The sequence below is a fragment of the Kordiimonas aquimaris genome (assembly GCF_025574485.1).
Taxonomy (GTDB): Bacteria; Pseudomonadota; Alphaproteobacteria; order Sphingomonadales; family Kordiimonadaceae; genus Kordiimonas; species Kordiimonas aquimaris.
Genome location: NZ_JAOBPO010000005.1, coordinates 46689 through 61536 on the forward strand (window position 1 = coordinate 46689; position 14848 = coordinate 61536).

Annotated in this window: 17 protein-coding genes; 2 read left to right on the plus strand and 15 right to left on the minus strand. The window is 54.9% G+C overall.

Annotated features, from left to right (window positions below; translation table 11 throughout):
- Positions 1 to 3: 3 nt before the first annotated feature.
- From OEU88_RS14965 to OEU88_RS14990, 7 genes are read right to left on the minus strand one after another with little or no spacing between them, the layout of a single operon-like run.
- Entirely contained in the window at positions 4 to 705 is a 702-nt protein-coding gene (locus OEU88_RS14965) for a SprT family zinc-dependent metalloprotease (RefSeq protein WP_262696015.1), read from the minus strand.
- Positions 698 to 1600 (minus strand): hypothetical protein, encoded by a 903-nt coding sequence (locus OEU88_RS14970; RefSeq protein ID WP_262696016.1) that lies wholly within the window; start codon positions 1598 to 1600, stop codon positions 698 to 700. Before OEU88_RS14970 ends, OEU88_RS14965 begins: the two co-directional genes overlap by 8 nt.
- Positions 1601 to 1610: 10 nt before the next feature.
- On the minus strand, positions 1611 to 2177 hold the full coding sequence (locus OEU88_RS14975) for a CRISPR-associated protein Cas4 (protein WP_262696017.1): 567 nt from the start codon (positions 2175 to 2177) through the stop codon (positions 1611 to 1613).
- Entirely contained in the window at positions 2167 to 2604 is a 438-nt protein-coding gene (locus OEU88_RS17705; RefSeq protein ID WP_394805278.1) for a CFI-box-CTERM domain-containing protein, read from the minus strand. Before OEU88_RS17705 ends, OEU88_RS14975 begins: the two co-directional genes overlap by 11 nt.
- Positions 2601 to 5498, minus strand: a complete 2898-nt coding sequence (gene mobF, locus OEU88_RS14980; RefSeq protein ID WP_262696018.1) for a MobF family relaxase — start codon at positions 5496 to 5498, stop codon at positions 2601 to 2603. Before mobF ends, OEU88_RS17705 begins: the two co-directional genes overlap by 4 nt.
- Positions 5499 to 5510: 12 nt before the next feature.
- On the minus strand, positions 5511 to 7628 hold the full coding sequence (locus OEU88_RS14985) for a type IV secretion system DNA-binding domain-containing protein (RefSeq protein ID WP_262696019.1): 2118 nt from the start codon (positions 7626 to 7628) through the stop codon (positions 5511 to 5513).
- Entirely contained in the window at positions 7628 to 7948 is a 321-nt protein-coding gene (locus OEU88_RS14990; RefSeq protein ID WP_262696020.1) for a hypothetical protein, read from the minus strand. The genes OEU88_RS14985 and OEU88_RS14990 overlap by 1 nt, the downstream gene beginning before the upstream one ends.
- Positions 7949 to 8314: 366 nt before the next feature.
- Between OEU88_RS14990 and OEU88_RS14995 the strand changes: the two genes are divergently transcribed.
- A complete protein-coding gene (locus OEU88_RS14995; protein ID WP_262696021.1) occupies positions 8315 to 8533 on the plus strand; it encodes a hypothetical protein in 219 nt (72 codons plus the stop codon).
- Between the two features lie 7 nt (positions 8534 to 8540).
- A complete protein-coding gene (locus tag OEU88_RS15000) occupies positions 8541 to 9179 on the plus strand; it encodes a GntR family transcriptional regulator (RefSeq protein ID WP_262696022.1) in 639 nt (212 codons plus the stop codon).
- Between the two features lie 2 nt (positions 9180 to 9181).
- Here OEU88_RS15000 and OEU88_RS15005 read toward each other — a convergent pair whose 3' ends face one another.
- From OEU88_RS15005 to OEU88_RS15040, 8 genes are all read right to left on the minus strand, one after another.
- Positions 9182 to 9583, minus strand: a complete 402-nt coding sequence (locus OEU88_RS15005; protein WP_262696023.1) for a hypothetical protein — start codon at positions 9581 to 9583, stop codon at positions 9182 to 9184.
- 102 nt (positions 9584 to 9685) lie between these two features.
- The gene (locus OEU88_RS15010) at positions 9686 to 10006 is read right to left on the minus strand and encodes a DUF736 domain-containing protein (RefSeq protein ID WP_262696024.1); all 321 of its coding nucleotides are present in this window, start codon (positions 10004 to 10006) and stop codon (positions 9686 to 9688) included.
- 570 nt (positions 10007 to 10576) lie between these two features.
- The gene (locus tag OEU88_RS15015) at positions 10577 to 10843 is read right to left on the minus strand and encodes a helix-turn-helix domain-containing protein (RefSeq protein ID WP_262696025.1); all 267 of its coding nucleotides are present in this window, start codon (positions 10841 to 10843) and stop codon (positions 10577 to 10579) included.
- Complete coding sequence (locus OEU88_RS15020) at positions 10827 to 11111, minus strand: BrnT family toxin (RefSeq protein ID WP_262696026.1); 285 nt, start codon at positions 11109 to 11111, stop codon at positions 10827 to 10829. Before OEU88_RS15020 ends, OEU88_RS15015 begins: the two co-directional genes overlap by 17 nt.
- A 196-nt stretch (positions 11112 to 11307) precedes the next feature.
- Positions 11308 to 13035, minus strand: a complete 1728-nt coding sequence (locus tag OEU88_RS15025) for a ParB/RepB/Spo0J family partition protein (protein WP_262696027.1) — start codon at positions 13033 to 13035, stop codon at positions 11308 to 11310.
- A gap of 111 nt (positions 13036 to 13146) precedes the next feature.
- Positions 13147 to 13584 (minus strand): DUF2958 domain-containing protein, encoded by a 438-nt coding sequence (locus OEU88_RS15030; RefSeq protein ID WP_262696028.1) that lies wholly within the window; start codon positions 13582 to 13584, stop codon positions 13147 to 13149.
- Between the two features lie 16 nt (positions 13585 to 13600).
- Positions 13601 to 13807, minus strand: coding sequence for a hypothetical protein (locus tag OEU88_RS15035; protein WP_262696029.1), 207 nt, complete (start codon positions 13805 to 13807; stop codon positions 13601 to 13603).
- Positions 13804 to 14799, minus strand: a complete 996-nt coding sequence (locus OEU88_RS15040; protein ID WP_262696030.1) for an ArdC family protein — start codon at positions 14797 to 14799, stop codon at positions 13804 to 13806. Before OEU88_RS15040 ends, OEU88_RS15035 begins: the two co-directional genes overlap by 4 nt.
- Positions 14800 to 14848 lie beyond the last annotated feature (49 nt).

Sequence of the window (14848 nt, forward strand, 5' to 3'; positions counted from 1 at the left end):
ATTTCAATGCCATTCAGATTGCTCTAAGGGCGTGGTGCCACTGTCTGGTTCGATAAGGCAGGGGCTGACCCTGATTTTGTGCTGATTTCCCCGATGGGTGATGCCAACCGTCACTGACTTCCTGTTTTTTTTGATCACTCGCCCGGCGAGAATATGACTGGCAGTTCGGGCAAGAATGCGCTCGCCGATCCTCCTCTGAATGAGGTTGCGTGTTGTGTCTTCAAAGGCGAGGGATAGGCCTGCAGTTTGACATTGTTTTTGGAATTCGTCTAAAAGCGCGCCTGCATGGCCGCCGCTGTGAATGCGGTCAAGAATGGCATAAAACACGTCGTCATGTTGCTGGCCGGGCGCGCGGCGCCCCAATACGGACTGAACAAAGTGCCCAAACTCATGACAAAGGGTGTGTACCATCAATTCTGCGGGGCGGGTACGATGGGTAAAATACCCTCTTTGCTTGATTTCATCGTAGCTGATCCAACTGCTCGCACTGCGCGCACTGTGCATAGCCTCAGCAACGCACTGGGTGCCAATCGTAATGCTATGGGCAACGCCGCGCACGCTGTGGCACGTCCGCCGCCCGCGCCCTACACGGAAGTATAGGTTTGCGCCGGGCACGAGTTGCTGGGCCCATTTTACCCGTGGTTGCCAAAGATAGGCGTCGCCGAGCTTGCACAGAATAAAAGCAGCACGCTCGGCTCTATCCATCTGACGGGCCTTGGCACGCCAGCTCAGGCATTGCATATACCACGTCAAGTGACCCCGACGAGGTGAGACTTGCAATGATGGTATCATCGCCCGGCCTGTCAATGCAGCCGGTAACGGTAAGACCGTCTTTCCACTCATTGCCACTTTCATCGTCGCCCCGGTCCGTGCGCAGCATATTATAGCGCTGCAAGCCAAGCTGAAGATAATGGTTGGCAACGCCGGTTGTTGGCTGGTCGCGGCCACTGCCGGCACTGAATACGGCAAAATGCGGCGAAACGGTCTCAAGAAAACAGTGGGAAAGCAAGGGTGTGCCACCTGAATTTGGCACAAGCATTAGGTCTGAATTCAGATCGTGCGCCGTATCTGCGTCGTAGACGTGCCCGGACTGCGCGCAGTCAGCATTGATGTCAGATGCGCCGTCACTGGCATTGTTGCTGGCGAACAAAAGGCTCAAATGAGCGAAGGAGAGTTTGCTGATAAAACCTGCACCTCGATCATGCAATTTAGCGAGCGGCAAGATGAGAAGCCGCGTGTTCCCGAATAGCATCAGTTCTTCTTCAACCTTCCTTTCAGTGACACTTTTCATATCGACCACACGGCTAAGACTAAAGGCTTTATCCCAGGCCTCACTATTGCCCGTGTGCCCGGACAGGTTCACCAGAAGAGGGTTGCTCAATTGGCCCTCAAGCGCCGTCAGGCTTTTGAAGCATAGCCCTTTGGGGTCAAGCGTATCGGTGAAGATAACGCTGACGCTCGGCGTCTCAGCCAGCGCGCAAATATCATTGCCAACGTCAAAAAAAGTTACTTGTGCGCCGTCTTCGGACGCGAGCGCCAGATTTGTAACGTTGCTCAGGCAAAGGGTGGCAACGAAGATGGTTTTGAGCATGGGTGACATGGACTATCTCCTATTGGGGGTTGATGAGAGAAACAGGGCAACGGTTCACATGGCCGCAGCCCCGACAAATGAGCGGCGACGTGGCAGGACGCGGGCGCGCGGTGCCGAGGGTCAGTGCACGGTGATGTTGTAGATGGTCGCGGTAGGCCCGTTCGCTCAAAAGCGGCACTTTGATATAGATGGCTTTCCGGCCTTGCGGGATGCGCAGGAAGCCGTATGAGGCGATACTGCGCGCTCTGGTTTCAGGGTGATTTTTTAGCAGAAACGCATAACCGGTAAGCTGGAGCCGGTCTGAGTAATAATAGCGAATAACCTCACGGGTTTTGGTGTCTGCGACAATGAGTTGACCGCCCTCGCGTGCCCATACCTGATCGACCCGACCAAAGAGTTCAAACGGGCGATCAATCACCAACAGCCGTTCGCTATAGAGGAGTGCTGCTCGTTCAAGCTGGCAAGGCAGTTCGTCCATTATGGTTTGCAGCCGCCCCAGGCGGATTTGATGGGTGGCAACGATAAGCACTGCTATAACTAGAACAGTCAGAAGATAGCCGCTGACGCTTGAAAGGTTACCGATCATCAGCGACCTCCCTTGGTCTGCGCTCGATCCACTTGACGGCAATATTCAGACCCGCCCGCAGCAGGGCTGCCAAACGCGGACAGCGGCTGAGCGCCGGGACCAGGATGGGGCTGACCCGGTAATAGAGGGTGCATAAGCAGCGCCCCGCTCGATAGGGGAGGAGATGTTGGTCTCTAAACCCGCGCAAACACCGGGTTTCATGGGTATTGGGCCCGTAAAGCGTGCTGGCAATGAAACAACGTGGATCGCTTATCCGCCGCACTTGTTGGTCAAATTGGCTGTGGGCTCTGATACCTCTCTTTGCTTTTGCCTGAAGACGCGCACTTCGCGCTTTACCATACCGCCGGTCAAGGATGACTTGTTGCTCGCAGATACCGAGCCCGGCCACTTCAGTGACAGAGATACATTTTTTACTCTTGCCGCTCACCGTGACGCCTCTCTTCCCATATCCTTGACAATATCTCGGGCAATATCTTTGGCGGTTTCAGCCGCGCTGGTTTGGCCTGCTTGTTTTTGAGATTCGCTTTGTGCGGCGTGTAGATGGGCCGCCGCCGCGATCCGTGGATCACGCTCGTAAGCCTCCTGGTCGCGTCGCCGGTCGTCGCGCCAATCAAGAATATTGAGCACTTTGGCGCGCAGGTTTTCAGGTAGGCGGTCAGCGAGCAACTCGATGGTTGACGGCGTGCGGTGTTTCTCAGCGTCCTGCAAGTTCGGGGTGACGCCGCGTCCTTCCAAAGCGGATGTTTTGCCGCCCGGGTTCATTTGTACCGCCCGCTGAAACTTCTCCCGGTCTTCAGTGAAAATCTTCACAGATCGCTGCGCGCGGGTGAGCGCAACATAGAGGGCTGTCTGGGTGATTTCACCCGCTTTTTTGGTATTGGCAATGACCCAGTTAACCGGTGTGGTTTTGCCTTGCTGCTTGTAGACGGTCAGGGCGTAGCCATGATCCCAATAAGGATGTTTTGCCAGATCCAGGTTACGCTTTACGCCGTGGTCGAAGGCGATGGTTGCCCGCTTGCCTTTAAGGCCCTCAACGGTGCCAGTGTGGCCATTTTTGATATCCTGTTCGCCTGTGAGATTTTGCCGCCATTGAATTTTGTCACCGATAGCAAGCCTGCGCTCCTGCACATCATAAAGGGTCAAGCCGTCTTTGCGGGTCCTCGCAGGGTTAAATGCCAGTTGCACCTTCGAGCCAGCGGCGCGCAGGAAGACCGACTGCTTGGTGGTTCTTTCCACATGCCACCGACTGTCTCGCTCAACGCCGAGCGCTTTGTTGCCCCTATGGAAAACCAGCGCATCGCCTTTTTTATAGTAGTCGGGATAGCGCAGTTGGTGCGGTGTCAGTGCTTTTGATGATAAAATATGGAAGTCGTTTTCCGCCTTGCCTATCACGCCCTCAGCTTGCAGGCGATGGCGTATCTCACTGTTGAGCGCAATCCGGCTTGCGTTATCGAGAGCGGCTATCTGTATAGTGTCTCGGTTTTTGTGACCTATCCAGCGGTCGGCGACTTTTGCAACCAACTCGTCGGCACCGTATGAAACAAGGCGCCTGCCAAGAATGGTAAAGGCAGCCCGCATGTTGCCGCTGCGAACGGCGTCTACAAGGTTGCGCATATTGGTGTTTTTTTGCCGGAAGCTTTTCATGATGAAAGGACCGCGCAGGCCCTGTTGGACCATCAGGGCGAACGGTTTGCCCTGATTAATCGCTTCTGCCTGCCGGGTGTCGCCGATCATAATCACACGGCTTTTCCTCTCTCGGGCAATGTCCATCAGGCGGCTTGCCTGGCGCGTGCTGGTCATGGACGATTCGTCGACAAACAGGAGCGAGTTTCGGGAGACGTGATGGCCGCCGGTTTGCAGAAAACCGGTCAGGGTTTGCGCTCTAATGTCTGCACTGCGCCCCAAGTCAATGGCGGCGGTTGATGTGGGCGCAAGTGCCAGATGGTCGCGGCTCGGCGTTGCGGCGACGATAGTTTTGACCAGATGGGATTTGCCAGCGCCTGCGACACCGACCACCGAGACAATTCGGTCGCGGGTCCTCAGCACATAACTGGCCGCTTTTGCCTGTTCGCCGGTGAGTGAATGGGATTTTAGAATATTTGCTATTTTATCTGGGCTGGCAAGGGGGCGAACCCGGGCTCTGTGTTCGAGCAATTGCTCTGCCAGGCGCAGTTCCCAGCCCACCGACCGGTCGATTGTCCGACCGTGATACAATCGTCTGCCGCCGGTTTGCAGCGCGGTCCTATGATAGGTTTCCGCGCCGGCTGTGGCCACCAATGCTTTTTCAATGTCATCCTTGGTCACCTCGCCGACGCTGACCTTGAGGGCTTCCAAGAGGAGGTGGCCGTGTTCAAAGACGGCTTCTCGGTTCGAGAGATGATAGAGACCGTGCCGCATGGCCTCAACGGCTTGCTTTGGATCCGGTTTGTGCGGTGATGCTTGCTCGCGCGCGTGGTCCATCAGCTGATAAAGATTTTGCATATGCGGACCGGCGCGTTCGCCCAAATCCTCAATGACCTGCTGGTGGTTAGTGATCTCTTTGTCCGGGCGGGTAAGAAGTGTCGCGAGGGCATAGTCGGCCGCAGACGCCCAGCCATTTTCTTTGGCATAGTCTTCGATTTGCTGCCGGCGCTGCGAGAAGATACTCAATAGCTCGTCAGGCAGCCCCTTGATATCAAAGAGGCCGGTGTCGGCGGCGGTCTTAATTTCATACCCCAGTCCTTTGACGCTTGCCGCAAGCGCACTCCGGTAAATCTGCCCCGCCGCCATCTTCATGCGAAACAGCGGGTAGCTGTCGAGCGCGTACCAGGCGTCGCGTTCCTTGTCGTAGGTCATGTTGGCAACTGGGCAGTGGGTGTGTAGATGTGGGTCGAGTGACCGGGAGAAAAATTCGGTGAACTCTGCCGCCACAAAGTTACCGGTGGCGCGGTGTTCAAGTGTCCCGTCTTCAGCCCGCACGCGCACATGCGCATAGCTTTCCATAAAACCGAGGGCGTCCCCGACTGCTTCCATATGGGCTGTGACAAGCCGACTGTCAGCACCGAGTGCTGCCAGAATGCTGACAGTTTTGGGGGCATTGAAGGTCAGGTCCCAACCGGGATGATGATTGGCGGTTGTCTCGCGCCATCCGGCCCGATGCCCGCTCGGCAGGTTGCCCTCAAGTATTACCTTAAAATCATTGGAGTCGACTTTGCCTTCAAGGCCGAGTGCGGCAGCACCTGAGCCTGCCCATACGCTGGGCTCGTCTCCGCCTTTGGTGTAATAATCGCCTTTGACATAATAGCGGGTAGCAACGGTCGGCGAGGCTTTGATGGGGCTCATGGATAGCATTGCTTAGGACCCTTCGCATTCTGGAAGCCCGCCTTTACCGGCTTTTGTGGGTTGGGCGCTGGAGGATTGGGGGGTGGTTGGTTTTGCCGTCGGATCAAAAATCTGTTCAAATTCGATTTTGTTGTTTCCGTTGGCAGACGACCGACTTAATCGGTCTGAGGCTGCATGGCTTTTTGAGCGGCCTTTTTTCTGGCCCTTTTGCTGGTTTTGGCGTCGGCGCAGATGTTGTTTTTGCGGTTTTTTACCGGAGCCCCCTTCAAGCGCTAACTCTCCGCTGGATACTGCCGGACCTTGTGGTTGTCGCGGGGCGGCTTGATGACTGCTTTGCTGGCCATTGGACACATCGGTAAGCGGCACAATAGTGTCAGTCGGGAAACGCTCAGCGGTCTGTTCGATGACCAGTTGCTGCGACACATGAGGGATATAGGCAGCCGCGATTTCGGGGCGGGGTTTATAGCTGAGCTGGATCGGGACTGTTGGCAAGCCTGAACCCATTGACAGGAAATATTGGAACTTCTCCAATGCACGGATTTCGCTCGCTAATACCAGCGGCCTGAGGGTGCGGTTGATGTTGGCGGTTCGTCCGTCGCGGAGCTGGGTCACACCGTAAGAGATGCCTTCATTGGTTTCCGCCACTTCGGTTTTACCCAGTGCCCGTTCAGCCCATTCTGCTGTCTCCACATCGTTGGCCCGGAAAATACAGTGGATAGCGCAGCCACCTGAGAGCGCTGCCGCTGTTCGGTCATCATAAATCTTCTCAAGGATAGGTTTCGACTGATAGCCGATCAGGCCGCAGCCACCGTATTTGGGCGCATGGGTGAGGGCTTTGGCGAGCGAGGGAACCGCCTGCATCGAGGTCAGTTCATCAACGGCGTACCATATGCGCCGATCGAGATTTTCGGGCAAGGACAAGATCGCCGAAACCGCAATGTCGACCCATAAGCTAATCAGGGGGCGCACTGTGTCAATGTGCGCCTCGTTGGTAGAAATAAACAGCCAGCTATCATCACTTTCACCGGCAACCCACTCGCGGATCGAGAAGGGCGTACCGCTGGTGCGCAAGTAATTGAAGGCTTTCAGGTAGGTTGCCAGATGGGACATGATCGAGGCTGCGGTTTTATCCTGGCCGAATGCACTGGTGGCCTCGGTGCCCGCGAGGAACTTCGCTACTTCATTGGCGTTTTGTTGCAGACCCCAGAAGAGAAGGTCGCTTAAATTGGGATTGTCGACCAGGGCGGCAATCTTGCGGGCGAGGGCGACATAAACTGTACGGGCTGCTTTCGGCCAAAAGTCTTCCATCGACTTATCGTCCGGGATCAAGCTTACCGCCTGTTGCTCAAAATGGGCGGGCTCGTACGCATCATACCAGGGGCGCCACTCTGCAGATCGTTCATCCATCGGGTTGAGGATGGTGTCGATCCCCTCGCGGTAAAAGTGCCGCGTGAACAGACCGCCGTAATCATAGACAATAGCGCGCTGACCTGCGGCCCGGACTTCCTCGAGGATGGCGCTGATCTGAACAGACTTGCCGGTACGCGGTGCCCCGATCATGGCGATATTGGTGGGTTCCATCTCGGCAGGAAGCCGGATACCGCCCAGCGAAACCGTGCCGCGCTTGCCGACTTTCTTAAGTGCTTTGGCAAGATCACCGGTGGTCCCGAGCTGAGCGCCGCGTACATGAAAGTCGCGGCCCTGACGGCGGCCATTCAGGTAAAAGAACAAGAGTACCAACAGAAGAATGAGCGAGCTCAAAGCTGAGCCGACCTTGACTCCAACCAGGCTCGCCTGGCCCGCCTTCAACCACACCTTCTTTGCCATGGTTGAACGTAGATATTTGCCAGTGTAAAGCTTGTAGGTCTTGCCGTTTTTGTCGACAAAGTCGATAGCGCTTTCGGGGCCAAAGAAAGCGGCTTTAGCGCCTGCGGTGACCCAGCGCTGCATCACATAGCGGTCATGCTCGGACGTTTTGTTGTAGACTTGCCAGCCAGCGAGCAGTGCGACAATGATCAGCCCGGCGATAACGGTTTGCTTCAGGCTTTGCAGCATCATTTGCCATTCGTGGATTGTGGTTTGCGCACCGCGTATGAAGGTGGACAGGGGGGTGTTGAAGAAGTTCGCCATCACACGCTCCCGTCAAATTGTCTGTCGGCAGACGGAATGCGGGAGGCCAGATAGGCATCGGTGCGCTCTAGGAGAATGTCGGTTGTGTCCTTATCGACGCCTTCAGCGAGGAAGCGGATCAGGACGAGGGCGCGGGTAACGTCTTCAAAATTGGCTTGAATGAGAGGCAGGAGATTGCTGTCAGCATCCTCAACACCGTCGAAGTAACGGTTGATAAGCGAGCGAGCAAGCGCTGATGGGTTTGTGTTCTGTGCCTCGGCAAGTGCGGTGAGCCTGTCGCGGGTTTCTGTGGACACTTTGACAGAAAGCGGCACTAACATGATTATCCTTCTTTCGAAGGTCCATGCCGTTCTTTTCGAGCAAGATCATTAAAACACAACCAATACATGAGTTCAAACTTTTTGTTCTCGGTATTCCACATACCGCTATTAGGGCATTGAAGACATTGGATTCTTTTTGATTTCGGTATTCCAAGAGTGCCCGGTATACTGAACATAGATTCTTAACGTCATATAACTCTATGAAACATATAGCTAAAAAAGAACGCAGTTTGTGCATCAGGTGTGTTCACTTTTTTCGCAGGCGGCTCGGCGCTTGCGCTACCTGCTCACAAAAGGGCGGTGTTCACACTATGTACATCTAATCTTCTATACCGTGTATTGCGCAAAACAGAGAAAGGAATAACCGTGCCGCGCAATCGCACCCAAAGTCTCATCATTCCCCTTGAAAAACACTGCAAACCAGTCGCCGACATTGTTTCCCGCAAAGAGGCGCAAACTAATTCGGTTGGTGCGCGGTTTGTTGCCAAACTCGGGGATAATTTGGCCCCGAAAGATGCGGTCACGGTCACTGATTTTATGGCCCTGCACAGGCCGGAAAAATCTATCTCGACGCTCTTCCGCTAGCGCACGAATGGGTAGCGGTCAAGACCAGAAAAAGCACCTTGTCGAGGCTATTATTGCCGATATTGATAAGGGCATCTTCAAGCCCGGAGAACAGCTGTCCCAGCGCCGCCTTCACGCCCTTTATGGCTGCGGTCGCTGGGTGGCGATGAAGGTTCTTGAAGAACTGGAAGCAAGCGGCTGGCTCGACTTGGCGGAAGACGGCACCCGCACGATTGCTGAGACGAGCGCAGGTACGTTGATGCAGGCTGTGGAACTGCGGGCACTGCTTGAAGTGTATGCGGTGAAGAAGCTGGTTCCGATGATTACAGCGCCTTTCCTCAAGCGTCTGCACACGCTCAATCATCAGATGTGGCAGGCCTGTCTCGACGGCGAATACGACCATGTGGCACGGCTCAACCGGGAGTTCCACCAATGTATGGTCGAGTCCGTCGACGAGGGGCCCTTGTCGCGGCAGTTGGGCCAGCTTTACCAGCTTAAAGGCTTCTATGATGTGGCCAACTTTAGCCATGAGGAACAGGTTTTCAAATCATACGGCGAGCATGCCGCCATCATCGATGCCTTGGAGACTGGTGACCTCACTCGCTTGTGCTATCTGGTCCGCCTTCATGTGATCGATAACGCAGAAGATTGGTTCGGTAAGGCGTAGGCTCAGTCGCGGGAAGTGGTGATGATCAGCACTGACATCGGCAGAAACACAAGTGCAGCAATCAGCGCGATAATACGGGACAGGTCAAGCGCCAGCCCCAAGCCCAGATAGCCGATAACCGACAGGGCGATATAGCCAAAACCATTGAGCAAAAGTGCGCCCAACAGGATAAGCACGGACTTGGTGCGGCTATATTGGCTCAAGCGCACCAACACGGCGTCAAAGCCCGCGCGGGCAAGTGAACGACCGTAAACGACCGCGCCGATGACGATAGCAACCACGCCGCCGATCACCGACCACTCAGCTGCTCGGATCGCCACCACAATCAAAACCCCAGCGATAAACAAAAGGCCGCCGCTTTTGATGCAGGTTTTAATCGATGTCAGGTAAAAGCGTTCCATCATGCCCTTATACTATATTATGCGCAGAGAGGCGATAGGGGGCCTTGTCTCTTGGGATTAATGCCCCGGCACCGGAGTGCCGAGGCTAGGGCTTTTATACCGGATTTAGTCTGCCGGATTCCAAATCACCGCGAAGACATCAGGATCATCTTGACCAGCGGCCTGACCCAAGTTTGCATAAAGCTTGCGCTGACCAAACTCGGGGGCGGCAAACGAGAGCGAAACACCCTCTTTGCCGGAGCGTTCACCTTTCCTGATCCAGCCTGCACCGATTTCAGCGCGGCCCGCAAACACGCGGTAATCAGGTTGAGTGTCGTGGCTTTTGTCGCTGTTTGGCACAACTTCAATATCGGCCTCAATTGACAGGGTTTTGAGTTGGCCTTTGTAGCCGTTTCCCTGACGTTTCACATATCCAATAGCAGTCATCGTTCATCTCCTTATTGTTGCCCGGAGGGCCAATCCCTCGGCGCAAGCCTGACCGATTACAGAGGGTTGCGGGCTGAACAGCGCCCTGAACGCCTTACGCGGAAAAAAGACACAAATGTTCAGGGCGCTGCTTGACCCCGAGGCGGGATTATTTTGATGCGCGAGGAACCTCTTTAGAGGTGGGGAAAATAACCACGGCGACGGGTTTTGGCCCGTGTTCGTCAGTGATAGGTCATCAAGGCGGGGCAGAGGGATTGGTACTGTGGGCTAAATATTAGATCGGATGAATTGACTGTGTTTGGACCTGTGCTACCCATCACAGCGGCTGCGACAAAGCCATGCCATAGCGTACCGTGTGCATGAAGGCCCACCAATTGAAAACAAAGCCAACGCCCGGAACAATCGACCTTGGTACCGGCCATATTGTTGGTGTGCTGATGATTGCAGGTTGTTGAACGGGCCATGTATGAAATAGGCAGAGGCGTGTTACGGAGGCCAAAACTGACCCCTAGTGACTAGTGGTCGATATAGTGGGGGCGGGCATTTCTTCGGCGCGGTATGTTCTTATCTTTAGCTGTATGGTCTGGATAAAGCTCTACGAACCATATCTGGTTCACGGGCTATCACTCTAAGATACGCTTTCGCGGCACCGTCCGGTTCTGCGCGATTTTGCTCCCAATCCCGCAACGTACCGATGGCTATATGAAACTGGGCTGCAAATTCATGTTGATTAAGCTTTAATGCTCTGCGGATTATTTTAGCCTGCGGCGTTCTTTTCATCCGTTGTAAATCATCATTACTTAATGGCATATTATCAAGATCACTTGTTTTGTTCATGGTAAAATCGCCGTTCGTTAGCTTCTGCTCTTCGAGCAGATATTATTCGATTTTTGTCGTTCCGTTCTGTATAGACAACAACGAGTAAAGTGACCGCTGCCATCCCAATAAGGATATAACGATCCTCGTTATAATTCTCCCTATCATCCAAGAGTTCAATTGCAAACGGATCACTAAATACCGAAAGGGCTTGTTCAAAAGTAACGCCATGCTTTTCAGCATTTGACGTGGCTTTCTCATCATCCCATTCAAAGTGTTCATCTATCATGATATACGGGATACCCGTAGTTTGTCAAGAAATCCAGATTAATAGCCATATTAACTGTCAGAGTAATAGAAAGCCTACCCACAAATGCTAATGGTACGCTACTTCAAAACCTCATCATTGTTGAGCATTCGCCCGCCGTCTAAGTCGAAAAGATACTATGAGGCGATTTTTTGGACCGCCTCACGCGGTTTTTTGCTCACCTGTCGTTAAAGTGTTTCTTCACTTGTTCCCAGCCCTCCTGGATGCCGATACCACCGTTTTTGGTGTAGCTTTTAAACGGGAACTGCAGGAAGCGCGGCAACCACGGGCTGACCTGTTTGCGACCCTGTCGGCCTTCTAGGAAATCGCCGATGATCGCTTTTTGCGCTTTGGCAGTTGACGAGACATTACCGTCTGCTGCGGCCTTGCCGCCAACCTCGCGCAAGATTGCATTGACAGTTGCTTTCTCGCGGATCAGGTCAAAGAATGGTTGTTCGGGCTTCCAGTATTTGCTCATATCGACGGATAGATGATTGCCGACGGCTTCGACCACCGGCGAGTTGGCAGCGAGAGTTTCTGCCATGGCGAAGGCCATGATCTTCATCACGGCACTGTCAGAGAGCGTCAGTAGATGCGCGAGGATTTGGGTGGTGGCAATGGCATCCGGCGTGCGGCTGATCAGCGTGTGCTGGTGCTCGGGCAGCTTGATCATTTTCAGGACGGTCTTGCGCCGGTCAGCAAAGGCTTTGCGTGCAGTGGCGTTTTTCAGAGAAGCGGCGATAGCATCATTTTTCGGGCGGGGTGCATCGGCCTCGGCGCGCCATTTGTCGGTGCCGATGATCATATGGGCAACTGTGACCCGGAGCGCCAGTTTGGGCGCGGCTGTCAGTTCGACTTGCACCGCAGCGTGCCGGTGCAGGGCAAGATAATTTTGCATCACTTGGCTGATCTCCGGCCGCAGGGGTTTCGCTGCAACGCTGCCGTCGATGGTCGCTTTGGCTCTGAGCCGGGCTTTGGCCTCCTTCTCGGTAATATAGCCTTCGTAGGCTTTGACCGCACCCGACTGCGCCACAGCAATATAGACATGGCCGCCGTCATGCTTGCTGGTCGCCACATGCTCCCAGTCATAGAAGCTTTTGCCCAGATCCAAAACATGCACTTCTTGCCAACCATTTTTCTTGTATTTGGCACCCAGTGCAGCAATAGCTTGATTTTGCAGCGTCCAGAACTGGTCGCTATCGGAGAAATATTCATCGTCGCCGAACAGGTTGCTGACCCGCGTACCTTGGTATTTGTTGAGGTCAAAGAGCGCCACGCCCACGTCAATTTCCTTGCCGCCAAAGAGCCAGCTTCTGAGCCGCATACCTGTTGGGGTAAAGCTTTCTTTGTCGTTAAAAAGCTTGATCCAGTCGCGCTGTTGTTTGGTCGAGGCCATTGTCAAAGACTTGATGCTTTCATTGTCGATTTTCTCAAGCCTGTAGGCCCTCCGTATGGCGGGGATGAGACTGCCGAGCGCAAGGCGGCGTTTGACGGTGAGCGCGGTGACGCCGAAGGTGTCAGCGATGTCTTCTACTGTCCGGCCTTGCTTTTTGAGGGCGGCGAAGGCTTCATACTGGGTCATCGGGTCAGGGTCGAGCCGGGCGCAGTTTTCCAGAATGGAAATCTCCAGCGCGGCGGCGTCATCGCCGCTTTCCATCACCGCGCAGGGCAGGGGTTCGATCTGCCCGGATTCCTCGGCGATAATTTTGGCAGCGGTCATCCGGCGCTGACCAGCGACCACTTCATAGTTTTCGGGGTCGGTGCCTGCGCGAACAATTAAGGGCACAATCACCCCGCGTGCGCGGATGCTGGGCAGGATGTCGCTGACATCGGGGGTTTTGCCGGTGTGGCGCATGTTAACGGCGCAGGGTGTGAGCTGTTCCAGTTTAATATGCTCTAAGTGCATGGTGTCTCTCCTTTTGGTGTTTGGGGGTCGTCTGGGTCTTGTTTGAGGGTGGCCCCGCCTGTTTTGCACGGCGGGGAAGGTGGGGCCGGTTTCGCCGGGGCGGCGAAACCTTCAGCGGTGTCCGCTCTTTGAGCGTTTTTCGCGCTCGAGCGCGGCATGGGCTTGCGCCAACACTGGCGCATCGAAGATCACGGCCCCATGGAGGCGGGCCGCGTGGGCGTAAACCGAGATCGGATAGCTGGCGGTGAAATGGATATCGCGCTCGATACCGAGCCTGCCGCCTGCGACCCGGATACTCTCAAGCTCGCTCACGCTCACGTAACCAAGTTCGGGCATGCCCAGACCGAGATCACACAGGCCAAAGAGAATGTCGCGGTTGTGGGCCACCATTTCGCTGACCAGCCAAGTGGCAGGACCGGTTGGGTCGAAGAATTTTACCACCGGGATCGGGTCATGCGCGGCTCTGTTGGCTTGGTCTTCGTCCAACCTTTCGCCTTTGCGCCAATTGGCGATCAGTCTGGCCTCCAGTTCTTGGGGTATGAGTTTCATCGGGTGTTCCTTATCCTTAAAAAAGTGCCAACTGGTTTCTGGCGTCCTCATTAAAGAGGCCAATGTTGAGCGGTTTTTGCTGGCGGCGCGCCCTGAGAGGACCGCTAGCCAACACTTGCAGGCGCTGACGCTGCGAGATCGGTTTGAGGATCGGCATGAGCGCCTGTTCTCCCTGTTCGGTTTGCTCGTAAGCCATGGTATTTTTTGGGATTTGTTTGCTCATGCTAACCTTCTCTCCGGGCCGCTTTCTGGGTCGTTTTTCGGGCCAGCCTCCCCGTGAAATGCAAGGATATAATCAGCGGCTTTGGAGGCTTTGCTGGCGGCGCGAAAAATGGCTTTATCGTCTGCGCGCAGGACCTCAAGCCACGCGCCGATATAATCGGTATGGCGCACGGTTGGGACAATGCCGAGGGTCGCGCAGACAAAGGCGCTGGTCATTTCGGCAACCAGTTCCTCGCGGGCATAAAGTTTATTGCCTTTGCTGGTCTCCATTGGCCGGTCAAGCCGGTGCTTGGCCCCGGTCCAGTGGCCCAATTCGTGAAAACAGGTGCGGTAATAGTCGATTTGGGCATGGAAAAGCGGCTGCGGCGGCACTTGGATATAGTCCTTTCCCGGCACGTAAAAGGCACGGTTACCGCCAATGCGAAAATCTGCGCCGGTTGCCTTGATCAGCTTTTCAGCAATAGGCTGTTGCTCGCATTGGGGCAGGTCGGGCGCTTGGGTATGGAGGTCGCGGGGCAGGCCGTCGCATTGATCGATATTGAAAACCCGGTAGCGCTTGAGGAACGGGATGCGCTGTGGGTCGCGGTTTTCTTCTCTTGCAGCTTTTCGTTCACCCTTGGGGGTGAAGCTGTCGGCATAGACAATGGATGTTGATGTCTGGCCCTTGCGCACATTGCCGCCGAGCGTTTGGGCTTGCTTGTACGTGAGCCAGCTTTGTGCCGCGAAATCGCGCTCGATCACTTTTCCCCAAAGCAGCAAAATATTGATGCCGCTATAGGTCTTTCCCGTTTGGGCATTGACCGGCAAGCCCACGCATGCCCCGTGCGGGGTGCTTGACCACGGTTGAACCCACGGCACCCGTCCGGCTTCCAGTTCAGCGATAATCCGGCCCGTCACCTCTTGGTAAACAGTTAGCTTGGGGTTGCCCGCTTGACCAGCATCTGGCCCGTTTTGCTCTTTCTGGTATTGCTGTTTCCTGTTTACCTTTGGCATAGCCTAACCCTCCGTCCAAAAAAACCGCCGTTCTTTCCCCCTGCGGAGG